The sequence below is a fragment of the Pseudomonas sp. PDM30 genome (genome assembly GCF_019218985.1).
In the GTDB taxonomy this organism is placed as follows: domain Bacteria; phylum Pseudomonadota; class Gammaproteobacteria; order Pseudomonadales; family Pseudomonadaceae; genus Aquipseudomonas; species Aquipseudomonas jessenii.
The window spans coordinates 396,504-415,451 of the sequence record NZ_JAHUWM010000006.1; the positions used below are offsets into that span (position 1 = coordinate 396,504).

Consider the following 18,948-nt stretch of genomic DNA (forward strand, 5'->3'; position numbering starts at 1 on the left):
GGCTCCGAAGATTGCCCGGCGACGCAATTCCTTGTGGGAGCGAGCTTGCTCGCGATGAGGGCGTGTCAGTCGATATCAATGTTGACTGACATACCGCTATCGCGAGCAAGCTCGCTCCCACAGGGGATGCGTCAACCCGTGAAAGGAATACTCTCCACCACCTCCAGGTCATACCCGGTCAAACCGGCATATTTCAGCGGCGGCCCGAGATGGCGCAGCTTGCCGACACCCAGGTTCTGCAGGATCTGCGCACCGGTGCCCACCTCCGAATAAATCCGCGACTGCGAACGGCTGAACTGTCGGGGCGTCTGGGTCAATTGCGGTACACGTTCGAGCAACGCCTGGGAGGATTCGTGATTGGCCAGCACCACCACCACGCCGTGACCTTCGGCGGCGACACGCTGCAAGGCGGCCCACAAGGTCCAGTTGGTCGGCCCGCTGTACTCGGCACCGACCAGATCGCGCAACGGGTCAATCACATGCACGCGCACCAGCGTCGGCTCATCACGGCGCAGATCGCCCATGACCATGGCCATGTGGACACCGCCTTCGATGCGATCCTCAAAGGTGATCAGACGAAAGGTGCCGTGTACGGTGGGCAGATCACGTTCACCGATGCGCACGATGGTGTGTTCGGTGCTAAGGCGGTAGTGGATCAGGTCGGCGATGGTGCCGATCTTGATCCCGTGCTTGCGCGCAAACACTTCCAGGTCAGGGCGCCGGGCCATGGTGCCGTCGTCGTTCATCACTTCGACGATCACCGAGGCCGGGGTATGGCCGGCCAGGCGGGCCAGGTCGCAACCGGCCTCGGTATGACCGGCGCGGGTCAGCACGCCGCCTTCCCGGGCACGCAACGGGAAGATATGGCCGGGTTGCACGATGTCGGCAGGGCCGGCGTTGGCAGCGACGGCGGCGGCCACGGTGCAGGCACGATCGGCGGCGGAGATACCGGTGGTCACCCCGACGGCGGCCTCGATGGACACGGTGAAGGCGGTGCTGAACACGCTGCCGTTGCTCGGCACCATCTGCTCCAGGCCCAGGCGCTTGCAGTGCTCGTCGGTCAAGGTCAGGCAGATCAGGCCACGGGCTTCGCGGGCCATGAAACTGATCGCCTCGGGCGTGCAGCAGTCGGCGGCCAGCAACAGGTCGCCTTCGTTTTCCCGGTCTTCGTCGTCGACCAGCAGGACCATTTTGCCGAGGCGGTAATCTTCGATGATTTCTTCGATGCTGTTGAAGGCCATGCTGGAGTCTCAGTGTTTGTTGGATGGGTATTGTGGTATACCATAATACAAAACAAACCGAGAGGTCACTATGAAGGCGTACTGGATTGCTCACGTGGACATCACCGACCCCGATCAATACAGCCAATACACCCAGCGGGCGCCGAAGGCGTTTGCTCAGTATGGCGGTCGGATTCTGGCGCGGGGCGGGCGCAGCGAGGCGATGGAAGGCCGGCCTACGCCGCAACGCAGCGTGGTGATCGAGTTTGATTCCTATGAGCAGGCGGTGGCTTGCTATCACTCGGCGTTGTATCAGGAGGCCAGGGGACATCGCGAAGGCGTGGCGAAGGCAGAGGTCATTATCGTCGAGGGCATGGCGCCGCTCTGACCAACACCGCTTGACCCCGTAGGAGCGAGCCTGCTCGCGAAAAACGTTAGAGCAACGCGTTCGGTCAGTCAGCACGCGTCATCGTTGACGACCATCGCGAGCAGACTCGCTCCTACAGGGGGAATGGGGTTTTTTCAGCGAATGAAGTGAATCTTCCCGCTGTCATCATTGCCCATGTAGATGCCATAAACCCCGGCCTGGCGCTCCTCGATATAGCGCTCAAGGATCTGCCGGATCGCGGGATAGTAGATGCTGTCCCAGGGAATGTCCTCGGGCGCGAAGAACTTGTAGTCGAGGGTTTCCGGGCCGTACTGCCCGGTAATCTCCAGCGCGATGGCGCGGAAGATGATGTACACCTCGCTGATCTTCGGCACGCTGAAGATCGAATAGGGCGAGACGATTTCGGCACGCACGCCGCTTTCTTCCCAGACTTCGCGCAAGGCCGCCTGTTCGGTGGTCTCGCCACTTTCCATGAAGCCTGCCGGCAGGGTCCAGGTGCCGGGGCGCGGCGGGATGGCGCGTTGGCACAGCAAATACTTGCCGTCCTGCTCGATGATGCAGCCGGCAATGATTTTCGGATTGATGTAATGGATGTAGCCGCAACCGCGGCACATCAGGCGCTCGTGCGTATCGCCTGGCGGCAACTGCTGACCGAGATCAGCGCTGCCGCACTTGGGGCAAAAGCTCGGGCTGAACATTTCAGCGACCTATGCGCGGTTCTTTCAGCGCGATGGGCAAGGTAATCGCCGGGATGTCGCCGGTTTCTTCCTGCTTGCGCTTGAGGTAGTCCAGGGCCACGGCAGCGGCCGCACGCACGTGGTCGACGCAAGCCTGGTGGGCGGCCAGCGGATCACCGCCCTTGATCGCCTCGACCATGCGTTCCATTTCCTGGTTGCTGGCGCCGCGACGGTTTTCCTGGGACACCGAGGTCGCGCGCAGGTAGCTGATGCGTGCCTGCAACTGGCGCAATTGAGTGGCCGCGACATGGTTGCCCGAGCCTTCGAGCAGAACATCGTAGAAACCTTGCACCGAGTCGATGACCTGTTGCAGTTCGCCGTCCTTGAGCGCCTTTCGGTTTTCTTCGAGGGCTTTTTCCAGGGCCTTGATGTCCTTGGCCTTGGCGCGCAGGGTGAACAGTTGCACGATCAGCCCTTCGAGTACGCAGCGCAACTCGTAGATGTCCACGGCATCGGCCAGGGTGATGATCGCGACACGCGGGCCCTTGGCGTCGGCGAATTCCACCAGGCCTTCGGATTCCAGGTGACGCAAGGCTTCGCGCACGGAGGTACGGCTGACGCCCAGGCGATCGCACAGATCGCGTTCGACCAGACGGTCTCCCGGCAGGAGCTGGAAGTTCATGATGGCGCTTCGCAGTTTATCCAGCACGATTTCGCGCAGGGTAACGGGGTTGCGATTGACCTTGAAGCTGTCGTCGAGTGGCAGGCGTTTCATGGGGTCCGCTCTGATTGTGGCTGTCCATGCAAAAAAGAGCACTTCGATTACGGGAATCTACGTGCCCGGTCAGATCAAACAGCCAAGGGTTAACTGGAGGCCTCGGCATCGGCTTCGGCGAAGGCTTCACGGGCGAGCCGGAAACTGTCTACGGCAGCGGGGACACCGCAATAAATGCCGACCTGAAGCAATATTTCGCGTATTTGCTCACGACTCAGGCCGTTACGCAAGGCGCCGCGTACATGCAGTTTGAGTTCATGGGGCCGGTTGAGGGCCGAGATCATCGCCAGGTTGATCATGCTGCGCTCCTTGAGCGACAAACCCTCACGACCCCAGACATGACCCCAACAATACTCGGTGACCATTTCCTGCAACGGTCGGGTGAAGTCGTCGGCGTTCTCGATGGAGCGATTGACGTAGGCCTCACCCAGTACCTGGGTACGGATCTTCAGGCCTTTTTCATACTTTTCGTTGTTCATTTGCGTAGCTCCCGCGGGCTCAAAGGCCGCCCATCAAGGTGTATTTGAGTTCCAGGTAATCCTCGATGCCGTACTTCGACCCTTCACGGCCCAGCCCTGAGGACTTGATCCCGCCGAATGGCGCGACCTCAGTGGAAATCAGCCCTTCGTTGATCCCGACCATGCCGTACTCCAGCGCCTCGCTCATGCGCCAGGCGCGGCCCAGGTCGCGGGTGTAGCAGTAGGCGGCCAGGCCGAATTCGGTGTCGTTAGCCATCTCGACGGCCTGGGCCTCGGTGTCGAAACGGAACACGGCGGCCAACGGGCCAAAGGTTTCATCCCGGGCGACTTTCATCCCCGTGGTGACGCCGATGAGCACGGTCGGCTGGAAGAACCCATTGCCCAGGGCATGGCGTTCGCCGCCGCAGAGCAGTTGTGCTCCGTGGGCCAGAGCGTCTTGCACGTGTTCTTCGACCTTGGCCACGGCGCGCTCGTTGATCAGTGGCCCTTGGGTGACGCCATCATCGAAACCGCTGCCGACCTTGAGTTGCGAAACCCGCTCGGCCAGGCGTGCGACAAAGGCGTCGTGGATGCCGGCCTGCACCAGGAAGCGATTGACGCAGACGCAGGTCTGCCCGGCGTTGCGGAATTTGGCGATCAGCGCGCCGTCGACGGCGCGTTCCAGATCGGCATCGTCGAAGACAATGAATGGCGCGTTGCCGCCCAGCTCCAGCGAGACTTTTTTCAGGGTCGGCGCGCACTGGGCCATCAGCAGTTTGCCGATGGCGGTGGAGCCGGTGAACGACAGTTTGCGCACAAGGCTGCTGGCGGTCAGCTCGCCACCGATGGCGATGGCATCGCCGGTGATCACGTTGAAAATGCCCGCTGGAATCCCGGCCTGTTCCGCCAGCGCAGCCATGGCCAGTGCCGAGAACGGAGTTTCCGGAGCCGGCTTGACGATGCACGGGCAACCGGCCGCCAGTGCCGGGCCGGCCTTGCGGGTGATCATCGCCGCCGGGAAGTTCCACGGCGTGATGGCCGCGACGACGCCAATCGGCTCCTTGCTGACCACGATGCGCGCATCGCCCTTGTGGCTGGGAATGGTGTCGCCGTAGATGCGCTTGGCCTCTTCGGCGAACCACTCGATGAAGCTCGCGGCGTAGAGGATTTCGCCTTTGGCTTCGGCCAGTGGCTTGCCTTGTTCGAGGGTGAGGATGTGTGCCAGGGCGTCGGCGTTTTCCAGCATCAAGGCATGCCAGCGTTTGAGCGTATTGCTGCGCTCCTTGGCGGTCAGCGCGCGCCAGGCCGGCCAGGCCTTGTTGGCGGCCTCGATAGCCAGGCGCGCATGCTCGGCACCGAGGTTCGGCACCTGGCCAATCAGTTCACCGGTGGCCGGGTTGAAGATGTCCTGACAGGCGCCATCCGGCGCATCCAGCCACTGGCCGTTGATGTAGGCCTGTTGGCGGAACAGTTGCGAGGCTGCTGGGCTCATGCCGGCTCCTGGAAAGAATGAAGACTTAACTGTCTGGTGCAGTACCTGTGGGAGCGAGCTTGCTCGCGATAGCGGACTGACATTCAACATCCATGTCGACTGATACACCGTCATCGCGAGCAAGCTCGCTCCCACAGAAAAGCAGTGTCAGGCCAGGGTGGGCAGGGGGCCCAGTTTGCCTTTGTGGTAGATCATCGGCGTGACCGGTTGCGCGGGCAGGATCAGGTTCTTCACCGCGCCGACGATGATCGCGTGATCGCCGCCGTCGTATTCGCGCCACAGTTCGCACTCGATGATCGCCGTAGCCTTGGCCAGGATCGGGTTACCCCGTTCGCTCAAGTGCCACTCGATCCCTTTGGCCTTGTCCTTGCCTTTACCGGCGAAGGCATAGGCCTCGGCGGTCTGGTCGGCGGACAGCAGGTGAATCGCGAACTGCTTGCTGTCGCGCAACACCGGGTAGGTGTCGGAGCCGTAGTTGGGGCAGAACAGCACCAGTGCCGGGTCGATCGACAGCGCACTGAAGGCGCTGGCGGTGATGCCGACGATGCCGCCGTCCGGGTCCAGGGTGGTGACCACCGTGACCCCGGACGGGAACGAGCTCATCACGTCTTTGTAAATGCCGGGTTCGATCATTTTCCAGGACTCCTAGCGCATCACGAAGGGATCAGGCATCGGTGCCTGGGACAGGTTGATCCACACCGTTTTCAGCTCGGTGTAGGCCAGCACCGAATCGATGCCGCTTTCGCGTCCATAGCCGCTGTTCTTGAAGCCGCCGATCGGCGCCATGGCCGAGACCGCGCGGTAGGTGTTGACCCAGATGATCCCCGAACGCACGTCCCGGGCCAGGCGATGGGCGCGGCCCAGGTCGCGGGTCCAGATGCCGGCGGCGAGGCCGAACTGCGAGTCGTTGGCAATCGCCAGCGCTTGGGCTTCGTCCTTGAAACGGATGACCGAAGCCACCGGACCAAAGACTTCTTCCTGCATGATCTTCATCGAATTACGGTCGCACTCGAATAGCGTCGGTTCGTAGAACCAGCCGTCACCCAGATTCTCTGGACGCTTGCCGCCCAGGCGCAGGCGCGCGCCTTCGGCGATGGCATCGGCCACCAGGCCTTCGACCACGGCCAGTTGCTGTGCGGTGGCCATCGGGCCCATTTCGCTGCTGTCGTCCTGCGGGTTGCCAATGCGGATGCGCTTGGCGCGTTCCACCAGACGACCGACGAACTCATCGTAGATTTCGTCCTGCACCAGCAAGCGCGAACCGGAGACGCAGCTTTGCCCGGAGGCGGCATAGATTCCGGCGATGGCGCCGTTGATCGCGCTGTCGAGGTCGGCGTCGGCGAAGATGATGTTCGGCGATTTGCCCCCCAGTTCCAGCGACAGCTTGGCGAAGTTCTCGGCACTGCTGCGCACCACATGCCGAGCCGTCGCCGCGCCGCCGGTGAAGGCGATCTTGCGGATCAGCGGATGGCGGGTGAGGGCGGCGCCGGTGCTTGGGCCGTAACCGGTGACGACGTTGACCACCCCCGGCGGAATCCCGGCTTCCAGTGCCAGGCGCGCCAGTTCAAGAATCGTTGCCGAGGCGTGTTCCGACGGCTTGATCACGATGGTATTGCCCGCGGCGAGGGCCGGGGCGAGTTTGATCGCGGTCAAGTACAGCGGGCTGTTCCACGGAATGATCGCGGCGACCACGCCCATGGCTTCGTGCACGGTGTAGGCAAACAGATCCGGCTTGTCCAGCGGCAGGGTGCCGCCTTCGAGCTTGTCCGCCAGGCCTGCGGTGTAGTGGAAGAACTCCGGCAAATAGCCGACCTGGCCACGGGTTTCGCGGATCAGCTTGCCGTTGTCGCGGCTTTCGAGCTGCGCCAGTTGTTCTTTGTTCTCGGCGATCAGGTCGCCCAGGCGTCGCAGCAATTTGCCGCGAGCGGTAGCCGTCAAACCGCGCCATGCCGGGCTGTCGAAAGCCGTCTGCGCAGCCTGCACGGCACGCTCGACATCGGCTTCGTCGGCATCGGGCAGTTCAGCCCAGGGTTCGGCCAGCGCCGGGTTGAGGCTTTCGAAGGTCTTGCCGGACAGGGCATCGACCCATTCACCGCCGATGCACATCTGGAAGCGTGCGAGTGTCATGCAACGATCCCCTTGATCTGGTTTTGTTTGGAGTGCGCGGTCTGCAGAAACTCCAGCAACAGCTGGTTGACCAGGCGCGGCGACTCTACCGGCATCATATGCCGTTGCTCGGCGAGTACGGCAACGGTCGCGCCGGGAATCCGTTCGGCCAGTTGCCGGGCCATTTCCGGGGTTGAGCCGGGGTCCAGTTCGCCGGTGGCGATCAGCGTCGGCACCTGGATGCTGGCCAGGTCGTCGGCGCGGTACATGTCCTGGGTGGCGAACAGTTCATAAGTGGTCAGGTAACCCTGAGGGTCATTGCCGGCCAGGGTCTGGCGAATCGCGGCGATCTGCGCCGGGTTCGCGGCCTGGTATTCACGGCTGAACCAGCGTGACAGTGCGGCTTCGGCATTGGCGTCCGGCCCGTGTTCGGCAGCCTGGCTGGTGCGGGCGATGACCCCGGCACGCTGTTCGGCACTGCGGTTGAACACGCTGTTGAGCACCACCAGGCCTTCCAGGCGTTGCGGGTAGTGCAGGGCAAAGGCCCGCGCCACCAGCCCGCCCATGGAAAAACCGATCACCGTTGCCTTGGGCAATTGCAGGTGGTCGAGCAGCTCCAGCAACTGGTCGGCATAGCCGAGCAGTTGCGTACCGTTCTCCGGTCGCGGGCTGGCGCCATGGCCGAGCATGTCGTAGGCGATGACGCGGTACTTCGTGGCCAGGCCAACGATCTGGCCGCCCCACATTTCTTTGTTCAGGCCCACGCCGTGGATCAAGACCACGGGCTGGCCTTGGCCGGTCGCCAGGTAACTGGTGCCAGCCGGGGTGAGTTCAGCGGTGAGCCGAATCATGGAGCGCTCCTGCAATGCCTTCTTGTTGTCGTTCTGCTGGCCGGTTACTGGGCTTTTTCGGCGGCCAGTTCTTCCAGGTCGATGTAGCGGTTGCCGATGCGCGGGTGCAGGCGGCCGCCGTCGGCGCAACCCAGGACCACGACGATTTCGTCGGCACGCGGCGCGTCTTCGATCTGCATTTCCAGGGTGATGTAGTGCGAGCGCAGGCCTTCGTCGTCCTTGTGCATCATCGGGATCTGAATCGAGGTGCCCGGGCCGCCGCGCTTGTTGGTGAAGCTCAGGTAGCTCTTGGCCTTGACCGCTTCACGGTAATGGTTGCCGAAGCGCAGGGTGTGGATCACCGCCGAAGCGTGCTCGATTTCGCCGTCGGCGCCGACCACCGCAGCCTTGCCGTAGGCCTCGATTTTCTCCGCGCCGCCAATGATGCCCACCAGCCGCTCGACCATCAGTGCACCGAGGTCGGAGCAGTTGGCGCGGATCTGTGGTTTCAGGTCTTCGACGAAACCGTTGCCCAGCCAGGGGTTCTTCATCACCACGGCCAGACCGACCATGGTCACAGGCTTATCGGTGGCTTTGCCGCCTTCAATAAAGGTTTCTTCGACATAGCTGACGATCTTGCGGATTTCGAAACTCATGAGCTGCTCCGTAGAGGTTTGGGTGTCTGTGCGTCTGATGGTATACCATAATACCGGAAGCACAAGTCCCCGAACGGAGTTTCTGGCTGGATGGCGATAAAAGGGGGGCGGGCGAGGCGCTATGCGTGGCGGGAAGGACTTATAAAAGACGTAAAAAAACCCGGCTGATGAGGCCGGGTTTTTCGTCGAGTCCTGCGGTAAAGCACTGCATTCAGACAGCGCGGCTTTCGATCAGACGATCCGAACCGCCTTCGGCTACGCGGTTTTGCAGCAGTTTGTCGGAACCGCCTTCGGCGACGCGGTTTTGCAGCAGTTTGTCGGAACCGCCTTCGGCGACGCGGTTTTGCATGAGCTTGTCGGAACCGCCTTCGGCAACACGTTTTTCCAGCAGGCGATCCGAACCACCTTCGGCGACACGATTCTCGATCAGGCGATCCGAACCACCCTCGGCCACACGGCTTTCAATCAGACGATCCGAGCCGCCTTCAGCGACCACAGGTTGAGCAGAGGTAGCGGCGAAAGCGTTAACTGCGAAAACCGAGAAAGCGATGCCGAGAAGGGTTTGGCGTTTCATGATGGTGTGCTCCGGGGTGCTGATGGGTTGGTATGGAGCAGATGTTACGCCGTGGATTTTTTAAGAGAACTTCATTGAATCAATGGTGACTATCGACGCAGTCAATGGTGGATTCGATGCTCCTTGTGGGAGCGGTACTAGCGGGAAATAAGCCCATGATCGATCGCGTACTTGACCAGCGCCGCCGGCTTGTCGATGTTGAGCTTGCGCCGGATGCTCAAGCGGTGTGTCTCCACCGTGCGCACGCTGATGTCCAGTTCCCGGGCCATTTCCTTGTTGTTCAACCCCTGCGCCATCTTCGACAGCACCTGGCTTTCCCTAGGGGTCAGTTCGTTGTCGGTGTTCCTGTCGGCGATCAGCCGCTGGGCGATTTCCGCGCTGTAGAAGGTTCCCCCGCTGGTGATGGCCTCGATGGCTGCGATGATTTCCCGTGACGGGGCGTTCTTCAGCACGTAGCCGCTGGCACCGGAGCGCACCGATTCACTGACGTATTCGTAATTGTCGTACATGCTCAGCACCAGCACCTTGAGCGACGGGTACTGGCTGCGCAGCACGCGGGTCAGTTCCAGGCCGTTCATGTCCGGCAGGCTGATGTCGACCAGCAGCAGGTCCGGCTGGCAACGTCCAACCATCTCGATGGCCGCGGCGCCGTTTTCCGCTTCGCCGACCATTTCCAGGGGCGACATCACGGCCAGCAGTGCCTTGATTCCGTCGCGGACCAGGGAGTGATCGTCGACCAGGGCGACGCGGATCGGGGAGGGCAGGTTCATCGCAGCTATTCACTCTTTTAGTTTTGGGCCGGGTCAGCGTTATGCGTCTGGTTTCATTGGCAACAGTACGTCCAGCTCACTTCTGCCCGGCATCGAGATCAATTCGAAGCGCCCGCCAAAATGTTCGACGCGTTCGCGGATGTTACGCAGGCCAATGCCGGCCTGACGACGTTCGACCTGGGCGACGTTGAAACCGATACCGTCGTCGACCACCGTCAGCCGCACGGACTCGTCGCAGCCGCGCAGTGTAATGGACACGTTCTTCGCCCGGGCGTGGCGTTCAATATTGGTCAGGCCTTCCTGGACGATTCGGAACAGCGAAACAGCCGCGCCGTCGACCAATTGGCAGTCGAATTCATTTTCGTCATAGGTCACGGTCAGCCCGCTGCGCTGTTCGAATTCGGCAGCCAATTGGCCGATGGCCGCTGGCAGGCCGAGGGTGTCGAGCAGGGAGGAGCGCAGATCATGGGAGAGGCTGCGGACTTCGCCGATGGCATCGCCCAGGCGCTCGGTGGCGTCTTTCAGTGTGCTCAAGCCCTTGTCGGGGGCCTGTCCGCGTTCCAGCAGGTGGCTGGCCAGTTCGAACTGGAACTTGATCGAGACCAGCACCTGGCTGATGCCGTCGTGCAACTCGCGGGACACCCGTGATCGTTCCTCTTCCTGCAGGCTGACGATGCGCTGGGTCAGGCGCTGCAGTTTCTTGTCCGCCAGCCGATGTTCGCTGACGTTGAGGGTCATGCCGGTGGCGAATACGAACAGCACCGCGACGAGGGCGACCACGGCAATCGCCATCATGGTCTTGCGGATGCCCATGGCCACTTCGGCACGGGCCTGCTGGGTGGCGCGTTCGACATCCTCGAGGTAGATGCCGGTACCGAGCATCCAGCCCCAGCGATCGAGCATCACCACGTAGGCGAGCTTGTCGGTCACCTGGCCGGAGGAGGGTTTGTTCCAGGCATAGCGTTGAAAACCTTCGCCCGATTGCGCGCTTTTGAGCAGCGCCTGGATCACCGGCAGGCCGTGGGGATCTTTCATGTCCCACAGGTATTGGCCCACCAGTTCCGACTGGCGCGCATGCATCAGGCTGCGGCCTTCGTGGTCGTAGACGAAGAAGTAGCCGTTGATGCCAAAGCTGAGCTTGCGCAGTTCTTCCAGCACTTGTTGTTGGGCACGGGCGTCGCCGTGGCCGTCGTCGTACAGGGGCGCGATCAGGCTCTGGGCCATTTCCACGTAGTTTTTCAGCTCCGCGCGCTTGCTCGCCAGAATGCTGTCTTCGATCAGTTGTGCCTGTTGATCGCCCAATTGGCGATTGAGGGAAATCACCAGCGCGCAGATGACGGCAATGGCTAGCACCAGCGGCAGAATCCCGAGGGCGACGATCTTGTGTTTGAGCTGCATGTTGACTCCTGCCCGCGCGAAGGCTCGGGATCATATGCCAAAGAGGTGTTCGGCCAGTAGCGTTGCTGGACGGAATGACCGGCGGCCGGGATGCCATTCAGTTGAAATACAGAACCTGTGGGAGCGAGCTTGCGCGCGATGAGGGCGGCACATTCAACATTGATGTGTCTGACAGCCCGCTATCGCGAGCAAGCTCGCTCCCACATTTGATCGGGGATGGCCCCCGGGTCCGGTGGTGAACCCGCATGAGATCGGCGTCATCTACGTAGAACTACGTAGACGCCACGTACGTAGTAACGCGGATTTATTTGTGGACGACATGCGCAGATATTGGGCCAGCTCCGCACTGCGGACACAATTATAAAAATTACCGCCGCAGTCACTGGCTGTCGGCAGGAGACACGCTATGCCCCGTCTGGCTAAACACCTCGCCTGGTTTGCCGTGGCTGTCCTGGGAGCGATTGCGCTGAGTGTCGTGGCCCTGCGCCGCGGCGAAGCGATCAACGCCCTGTGGATCGTAGTCGCAGCCGTCGCCATCTACCTCGTTGCCTACCGCTACTACAGCCTGTTCATCGCCAACAAAGTGATGCAACTCGACCCCAATCGAGCCACTCCGGCTGTGCTCAATAACGATGGTCTGGACTACGTGCCGACCAACAAACATGTCCTGTTCGGTCACCACTTCGCGGCCATTGCCGGTGCAGGTCCGCTGGTCGGCCCGGTATTGGCGGCGCAGATGGGCTACCTGCCCGGCACGCTGTGGCTGATCGCCGGCGTGGTACTGGCCGGTGCGGTGCAGGACTTCATGGTCCTGTTCATGTCCACCCGCCGCAACGGTCGTTCCCTGGGCGACATGGTCCGCGAAGAAATGGGCCGCATCCCCGGCACCATCGCGCTGTTCGGCTGCTTCCTGATCATGATCATCATCCTCGCGGTGCTGGCGCTGATCGTGGTGAAGGCCTTGGCCGAAAGCCCTTGGGGCATTTTCACGGTGATGGCGACCATCCCGATCGCGATGTTCATGGGCATCTACATGCGCTACATCCGCCCGGGTCGCATTGGTGAAATCTCGGTGATCGGCGTATTGCTGCTGCTGGGCTCGATCTGGCTCGGCGGGCAGATCGCCGCCGATCCGGTGTGGGCCAAGGCCTTCAGCTTTACCGGTATCCAGATCACCTGGATGCTGATCGGCTACGGTTTTGTCGCGGCGGTATTGCCGGTGTGGCTGATCCTGGCGCCCCGTGACTATCTGTCCACCTTCCTGAAAATCGGCACCATCGTTGCCCTGGCCATCGGCATCCTGGTGACCATGCCCGAGCTGAAAATGCCGGCCCTGACCCAGTTCGTCGACGGCACCGGCCCGGTATGGAAGGGCGGTCTGTTCCCGTTCCTGTTCATCACCATCGCCTGTGGCGCGGTCTCGGGTTTCCACTCGCTGATTGCTTCCGGCACCACGCCCAAGCTGCTCGCCAGTGAGGGGCATGCCCGTTACATCGGTTACGGCGGCATGCTGATGGAGTCGTTCGTGGCGATCATGGCCATGGTCGCGGCTTCGGTCATCGATCCGGGTGTGTACTTCGCCATGAACAGCCCGGCCGCCGTAGTCGGTGCCGATGCGGTCGCGGTTGCACAAACCGTCAGCAGCTGGGGCTTTGCCATTACCCCGGAAGCCCTGCAAGCGGTCGCCCATGACATCGGTGAAACCACCATCCTGGCCCGTGCCGGTGGTGCGCCGACCCTGGCGGTCGGTATCGCGCAGATCCTGCACAGTGTTCTGCCGGGTGAAAACACTATGGCGTTCTGGTACCACTTCGCGATCCTGTTCGAAGCGCTGTTCATCCTCACCGCAGTCGACGCCGGTACCCGTGCCGGTCGCTTCATGCTCCAGGACTTGCTCGGCTCTTTCGTGCCGGCGCTCAAACGCACCGAATCCTGGACCGCCAACCTGGTGGCCACCGCCGGTTGCGTGGCCATGTGGGGTTATCTGCTGTACCAGGGCGTGATCGATCCACTGGGTGGCATCAACACCCTGTGGCCGCTGTTCGGCATCTCCAACCAGATGCTGGCCGGTATCGCGCTGATGCTCGGCACCGTGGTGCTGATCAAGATGAAGCGCCAGCGTTATGTGTGGGTGACCTTGCTGCCGGCCGTATGGCTGCTGATCTGCACCACCACCGCCGGCTTCATCAAGCTGTTCGATGCAAACCCGGCGATCGGCTTCCTGGCCCTGGCGAAGAAGTACAGCGATGCGCTGGCCAATGGTCAGGTGCTGGCCCCGGCCAAGAGCATCGACCAGATGCAGCACGTGATCTTCAACGCCTACACCAACGCGACCCTGACTGCGCTGTTCCTGTTCGTGGTGTTCAGCATCCTGTTCTTTGCGCTCAAGGTCGGCATCGCTGCCTGGGGCACCAAGGAACGCACGGATAAAGAAGCGCCATATCAAGCGCTGCCGGATGCCTGATCATGTTCAATGACCTGAGTCGCCTCGGTAAATACCTCGGTCAGGCCGCGCGCCTGATGGTCGGCATGCCCGACTACGACAACTACGTCGAGCATATGCAGACCAAGCACCCGGACAAACCGGTGATGGACTACGAGGCGTTCTTCCGCGAGCGCCAGGAGGCCCGTTACGGCAGTAAAGCCGGACCGAAGTGCTGTTGAGTGACATAAAAACCGGCTGAAAGGCCGGTTTTTTATTGAATACAGGAATGCCCTGATGACAACGTCCTTGCAGCCAATGCTGCTCATCCACTGTGCAACTCGTTACTGATTTGAACTGTTTATCAGCTATCTCCAAAGATGAAGCGACAGTTTCCCCGACCGGGACTTTAATGGAGGGTCTGGAGCGACTGATCGCGGGGCTGTCATAGCCTCAAGGCTATGGATCCCATACCGAAAAGCTATTTCATCAATCGGTGATCCGGAGCCACGCTCAAAGGTGGTTAGCTGAAAACAAAATCAAGAGGAGATGCCATGTCAACTGAATCGAAATGCCCGTTCAATCACGCCGCTGGCGGTGGCACGACGAACCGCGATTGGTGGCCGAACCAACTGAACCTGAAGATCTTGAGTCAACACTCGCCCAAGTCTGACCCGCTGGGAGGCGACTTCAACTACGCCGAAGCCTTCAAGAGCCTGGACTTCCAGGCGCTGAAAAACGACCTGACTGCGCTGATGACCGATTCCCAGGATTGGTGGCCGGCGGACTTCGGTCACTATGGGCCTTTCTTTATCCGCATGTCCTGGCACGCCGCAGGCACCTATCGCACCGGTGACGGCCGGGGTGGCGCCGGCTCCGGCCAGCAACGTTTTGCACCCCTCAACAGCTGGCCGGACAACGTCAGCCTCGACAAGGCCCGTCGTCTGCTCTGGCCGATCAAGCAAAAGTATGGCAACAAAATCTCCTGGGCCGACCTGATCGTCCTCGCCGGCAACGTCGCACTGGAATCCATGGGCTTCAAGACCTTTGGTTTTTCCGCTGGCCGCCCCGATGTCTGGGAACCGGACGAAGACGTCTACTGGGGGGCTGAAGGCAAGTGGCTGGGTGGCGACGTGCGTTATGGCAAGGATGCCGGGCAAAATCCCGTAGAGCGCACTCTGGAAACCCCCCTCGCAGCCGTGCAGATGGGCCTGATCTACGTAAACCCGGAGGGCCCTGAAGGCAACTCCGATCCGGTTTCCGCCGGGATAGATATCCGTGAAACCTTTGCGCGCATGGCAATGAACGATGAGGAAACCGTCGCGCTGATCGCGGGCGGTCACGCCTTCGGCAAAACCCACGGTGCAGGTCCCGTCGATCATGTCGGACCTGAGCCCGAAGCCGCCGGCCTCGAGCTGCAGGGCCTGGGCTGGAAGAGCACGTTCGGTACCGGTAAAGGTGGCGACACCATCTCCAGCGGCCTGGAAGTCACCTGGACCACCACGCCAACCCAGTGGAGCAACAACTACCTGGAGAACCTGTTCGGTTACGAATGGGAACTGACCAAGAGCCCGGCGGGGGCAAACCAGTGGAAGCCGAAAAACGGCGCGGGTGCCGGCACCATTCCGGATGCACACGATCCGTCCAAACGGCGCGATCCGACCATGCTGACCACGGACCTGTCGCTACGCTTCGACCCGATCTATGAACCGATTTCGCGGCGCTTCCTGGCCAATCCAGACCAGTTGGCCGACGCCTTCGCCCGTGCCTGGTACAAGCTGATTCACCGTGACATGGGTCCGCTCTCACGCTACTTCGGCCCGGAAATGCCGAACGAAGAACTGCTGTGGCAAGACCCGATCCCTGCCGTCGATCATCCGCTGGTCAATGACAGTGACGTGGCGGGCCTGAAAAGCAAGGTGCTGGCGTCCGGCCTGTCGGTCTCGCAGCTTGTATCTACAGCTTGGGCGGCGGCTTCCAGCTTCCGTGGCTCCGACAAGCGCGGCGGTGCCAACGGCGGGCGTCTGCGCCTGGCACCGCAAAAGTCCTGGGAGGCCAACCAGCCAGAGCAACTGGCCAATGTGCTGGCCAAACTCGAAGGCATCCAGAACGAGTTCAATAGCGCGCAAACCGATGGCAAGAAAATCTCCCTGGCCGACCTGATCGTGCTCGCCGGTGGCGCGGGTGTCGAACAGGCTGCGAAAAACGCCGGCCACAGTGTGACGGTGCCGTTCAGCCCGGGACGCATGGACGCCAGCCAGGAACAGACCGATGTCGAGTCCTTCGGTTTCCTTGAACCGATTGCCGACGGCTTCCGTAATTACCTGAAGCAACAGTACCGTGTACCGGCCGAAAAATTGCTGATCGACAAGGCACAACTGCTGACGCTCAGTGCGCCGGAAATGACGGTATTGCTGGGTGGCCTGCGCGGGTTGGACATCAATGTCGGCCAGAGCAAACACGGTGTGTTCACCACGCGTCCGGAAGCCTTGACCAACGACTTCTTCACCAACCTGCTGGATATGGGCGTGGAGTGGAAGCCCGTGTCGGATGCCCAGCAAGAGTATGAAGGGCGTGATCGCAAAACCGGTGCAGTGAAGTGGACGGGGACGCGGGTTGACCTGGTCTTCGGTTCGAACGCGCAGTTGCGTGCGCTGGCTGAAGTCTATGCCTGCGCCGATGCGCAGCAGAAGTTCGTCAAGGACTTCGTCGCTGCGTGGACCAAAGTGATGAACCTGGACCGATTCGACTTAAACCGCACTGTCTAGAGGGGATGTTGTCATAACGCTGGTTGTTGATGTTTGGTGGGCTGGCATGGGTAGTTTTAATGTGGTTCCTGCAAGCTATGATCGATACACACACTCAACACAAAAACCCGGCCACCGTGCCGGGTTTTTTGTTGCCCGTTCATCTGCTCGAATGCACCCTGCAATCCACACAGCTTCAAACCAATACGACTTGCGCTGTGACAAGACGCCCGGTGGGATCGATCGGCGAGCCAAGTAAGTCGCGACACGTTTCGCGAATCGCAAGCGTCTGGCCAAGGCATGATGGTCACCTTCCGACAAGAGAAAGCGAGCTCTCTCCTGTCAGTCCCTTTCCTACATTGGAGCTTGTCAGCGCTCGGCAAAGCTGTGCCCGAATGATCGCGCCCTGTGATTTACGATAATGGCGGGATTACTTCTCGACCAGTATTTTCGGGTTGGCGCTGCCCCAGACGGTATAGAGGTCGGCCAGTAGCGCACCGTTGATCTCTTCGACTTCAGCCTGGCTGACTTCGCTTGCGCCTTGTTTGCCAAACAGCACTACTTCATCACCCGCCTTGACGTCGGGTGCATCCGTGACATCGACCATCACGGTGTTCATCGAAACCTTGCCCACCACCGGCACGCGATGACCATTGATCAACACCACGCCTTTATTGGTGAACACGCGGCGATAACCATCGGAGTAACCGACCGTGATGTTGGCCAGTTTTGAATCACGTGACAGGGTGAATGTACGGTCGTAACCCACGGTGTTTCCAGCGGGATAGCTATTGACCGAGGCCACATGCGACTTGAACTGCATCACGCGCCGATACTCAGTGCGCGAGATGACGGTATCGCCAAACAACGCGCCGCCCGTGCGCACCATGTCCAGGCGCGACTCGGGTACTTCCAGGGTGGCGAAGGAGTTGGCCGCGTGCAGGGTGATTTTCTTGCGATCGAGCTGGGCCACGTCCATCAGCCAGGCCGCTTGTTCGTTGAAGGTTGCCAGGCCCTTGCGTACGTCGTCCTTATCCTCCACGGCGAAGTGGGTCATGATCGCAACCACTTCGACATTTGGCAGTTTGGTGATCGCCAGCGCGTCTTGTTTACCCTGCTCGGTAGCCATTTCCACGCCGTTACGGCTCATGCCGCTTGAGTTGAGACCGATGTGCACCTGCAGTTTGCGACCGTGTTTATGTGCAAGATCGGCCGCTTGGCGGGCGAAATCGAGGTTGCCAACCAGTTCCTCGATGTTGTACTGCAGAGCATTTTCCAGCTCCCCCAGGGAGGCGGTGCGAACACGGATTAACTGGCCTTTAAAGCCGCTTTCGCGAACCACTCGCGCCTCTTCGTTACTGGCGACCGCCACACACGGTACACCCAGCGCGATCACTGAAGGCATCACCAACCCGATACCATGACCATAAGCGTCGGCTTTCAGTACCGCACAGAGTTTCGACTTGCCGGCGAGCTCGGCTTGCAGGGTACGGATATTGTGCTCTAACGCGGTCTTATTGATTTCTATCCAGGCATTACTGATTTGCGCAGTCAGCTCGGAGTTGCCGTTAGCGAGCGACAGCGGTGCCGCCGCCTGGGCATTGCTCTGTAAAAAAACCAGGCCGAGGGACAACGCTAGAACAGTACGGGTAAAGGGCATCTGAAACTCTCCATGTAATCGGTCTTTTTATTATTCCGGTGCCGATTATTGGAAGGCGATGTAAGTTGCCGTTGTACGCCGGGTTCGAAGATGTAAAAACATGTAAGGAATTTGTTCGCGCTCAGCTTGACCCCAAGCGATGGCATCAGGAAGGTTTGTTGCCGGAACGGTTACCGCACAACAGAAATTCATGTCGCGACATTGGAGAGGGCATGACCAACGTCACTCGCCTGCACGCTCAGGTGCAGACCAACATCATGGTGAAGTGAACTGTTCAATGCTGTGGATTCATCTGCCTGCACCAGCTACTTTGAGATTTCACGCAAGGAGTTCGGACATGGCAGATAAATATGTTGGAAAAATAGTTGGGGTTGGCACAGATAACCTGGAATACGTGATTAACATCTATCAGGACGAGACCATTGAGCGCTCGCCAAACGGCATGGTTCGACATGAAGGTCTGAAGCATTTCGAAATGCAATTTGGTGGTGCCGTGAATAAAATTTCCGAAACTGAGTACGAGATTGTCGCTACGGGAGTTAGGGTCACTGTGCATGATGGTGAAAGCTAAGAGGGTCGGCCTCTCATACCTGACGGTGAAAGAGTTCGGCTTCAGCATTGCCTGGTCATTCGCAACGGCTGGCTTCATCGGCGTGCTCGGCGTAGAGCAGGCTCATCAGCTTGGCAAGCGCTGGGCTGAGCGAAAGGCAGACGAGAGCTAATTCGCGACACGTTTCGCGAATTAGCAAATTGTGTCGCGGATACCGGGAAGGCT

19 protein-coding genes are annotated in these 18,948 nt (G+C 60.5%); 6 read left to right on the forward strand and 13 right to left on the reverse strand.

Going from position 1 to position 18,948, the window contains the following annotated elements:
* Positions 1-131: 131 nt before the first annotated feature.
* Positions 132-1,241 (reverse strand): bifunctional 3,4-dihydroxy-2-butanone-4-phosphate synthase/GTP cyclohydrolase II, encoded by a 1,110-nt coding sequence (gene ribBA / locus KW840_RS17145; protein WP_218496459.1) that lies wholly within the window; start codon positions 1,239-1,241, stop codon positions 132-134.
* Positions 1,242-1,311: 70 nt separating this feature from the next.
* Between ribBA and KW840_RS17150 the strand changes: the two genes are divergently transcribed.
* Positions 1,312-1,608 (forward strand): DUF1330 domain-containing protein, encoded by a 297-nt coding sequence (locus tag KW840_RS17150; protein WP_090456308.1) that lies wholly within the window; start codon positions 1,312-1,314, stop codon positions 1,606-1,608.
* Between the two features lie 134 nt (positions 1,609-1,742).
* Here KW840_RS17150 and KW840_RS17155 read toward each other — a convergent pair whose 3' ends face one another.
* The 11 genes from KW840_RS17155 to KW840_RS17205 all read right to left on the reverse strand — a co-directional run bounded on the left by KW840_RS17155 (position 1,743) and on the right by KW840_RS17205 (position 11,344).
* Positions 1,743-2,306, reverse strand: coding sequence for an NUDIX hydrolase (locus KW840_RS17155; RefSeq protein WP_218496460.1), 564 nt, complete (start codon positions 2,304-2,306; stop codon positions 1,743-1,745).
* A 1-nt stretch (position 2,307) separates the two neighbouring features.
* A complete protein-coding gene (locus KW840_RS17160) occupies positions 2,308-3,060 on the reverse strand; it encodes a GntR family transcriptional regulator (RefSeq protein ID WP_015095667.1) in 753 nt (250 codons plus the stop codon).
* A gap of 89 nt (positions 3,061-3,149) precedes the next feature.
* Positions 3,150-3,539 (reverse strand): carboxymuconolactone decarboxylase family protein, encoded by a 390-nt coding sequence (locus KW840_RS17165; protein WP_007991919.1) that lies wholly within the window; start codon positions 3,537-3,539, stop codon positions 3,150-3,152.
* Positions 3,540-3,558: 19 nt separating this feature from the next.
* Positions 3,559-5,010 carry an NAD-dependent succinate-semialdehyde dehydrogenase gene (locus KW840_RS17170; RefSeq protein ID WP_218496463.1) on the reverse strand — a complete coding sequence of 484 codons (1,452 nt, stop codon included), beginning with the start codon at positions 5,008-5,010 and terminating at the stop codon, positions 3,559-3,561.
* A 147-nt stretch (positions 5,011-5,157) separates the two neighbouring features.
* Positions 5,158-5,643 carry a flavin reductase family protein gene (locus tag KW840_RS17175; protein WP_218496465.1) on the reverse strand — a complete coding sequence of 162 codons (486 nt, stop codon included), beginning with the start codon at positions 5,641-5,643 and terminating at the stop codon, positions 5,158-5,160.
* Between the two features lie 12 nt (positions 5,644-5,655).
* Positions 5,656-7,137: an aldehyde dehydrogenase gene (locus tag KW840_RS17180; RefSeq protein ID WP_090456300.1), complete on the reverse strand. Its 1,482-nt coding sequence runs from the start codon at positions 7,135-7,137 to the stop codon at positions 5,656-5,658.
* A complete protein-coding gene (locus KW840_RS17185; RefSeq protein WP_090456298.1) occupies positions 7,134-7,967 on the reverse strand; it encodes an alpha/beta fold hydrolase in 834 nt (277 codons plus the stop codon). The genes KW840_RS17180 and KW840_RS17185 overlap by 4 nt, the downstream gene beginning before the upstream one ends.
* 44 nt (positions 7,968-8,011) lie before the next feature.
* Positions 8,012-8,602, reverse strand: a complete 591-nt coding sequence (locus KW840_RS17190; RefSeq protein ID WP_007978708.1) for an amino acid synthesis family protein — start codon at positions 8,600-8,602, stop codon at positions 8,012-8,014.
* Between the two features lie 211 nt (positions 8,603-8,813).
* Entirely contained in the window at positions 8,814-9,176 is a 363-nt protein-coding gene (locus tag KW840_RS17195; RefSeq protein ID WP_218496467.1) for a hypothetical protein, read from the reverse strand.
* A gap of 137 nt (positions 9,177-9,313) precedes the next feature.
* Positions 9,314-9,946: a response regulator transcription factor gene (locus KW840_RS17200; protein ID WP_090456295.1), complete on the reverse strand. Its 633-nt coding sequence runs from the start codon at positions 9,944-9,946 to the stop codon at positions 9,314-9,316.
* Between the two features lie 39 nt (positions 9,947-9,985).
* Positions 9,986-11,344 carry a cache domain-containing protein gene (locus KW840_RS17205; protein ID WP_218496469.1) on the reverse strand — a complete coding sequence of 453 codons (1,359 nt, stop codon included), beginning with the start codon at positions 11,342-11,344 and terminating at the stop codon, positions 9,986-9,988.
* Positions 11,345-11,750: 406 nt separating this feature from the next.
* On the opposite strand from KW840_RS17205, the gene KW840_RS17210 reads away from it, so the two are divergent.
* The 3 genes from KW840_RS17210 to katG all read left to right on the forward strand — a co-directional run bounded on the left by KW840_RS17210 (position 11,751) and on the right by katG (position 16,534).
* A complete protein-coding gene (locus tag KW840_RS17210; RefSeq protein ID WP_218496472.1) occupies positions 11,751-13,808 on the forward strand; it encodes a carbon starvation CstA family protein in 2,058 nt (685 codons plus the stop codon).
* Positions 13,809-13,810: 2 nt separating this feature from the next.
* Positions 13,811-14,008, forward strand: a complete 198-nt coding sequence (locus KW840_RS17215; RefSeq protein WP_007976534.1) for a YbdD/YjiX family protein — start codon at positions 13,811-13,813, stop codon at positions 14,006-14,008.
* Positions 14,009-14,320: 312 nt separating this feature from the next.
* Complete coding sequence (katG, locus tag KW840_RS17220) at positions 14,321-16,534, forward strand: catalase/peroxidase HPI (protein WP_090456289.1); 2,214 nt, start codon at positions 14,321-14,323, stop codon at positions 16,532-16,534.
* A gap of 409 nt (positions 16,535-16,943) precedes the next feature.
* Here katG and alr read toward each other — a convergent pair whose 3' ends face one another.
* Positions 16,944-18,173: an alanine racemase gene (alr, locus tag KW840_RS17225; RefSeq protein WP_090456287.1), complete on the reverse strand. Its 1,230-nt coding sequence runs from the start codon at positions 18,171-18,173 to the stop codon at positions 16,944-16,946.
* 337 nt (positions 18,174-18,510) lie between these two features.
* Between alr and KW840_RS17230 the strand changes: the two genes are divergently transcribed.
* Entirely contained in the window at positions 18,511-18,744 is a 234-nt protein-coding gene (locus KW840_RS17230; protein WP_090456285.1) for a hypothetical protein, read from the forward strand.
* Positions 18,728-18,895, forward strand: a complete 168-nt coding sequence (locus KW840_RS17235; RefSeq protein ID WP_256353403.1) for a hypothetical protein — start codon at positions 18,728-18,730, stop codon at positions 18,893-18,895. The genes KW840_RS17230 and KW840_RS17235 overlap by 17 nt, the downstream gene beginning before the upstream one ends.
* Positions 18,896-18,948: the final 53 nt, after the last annotated feature.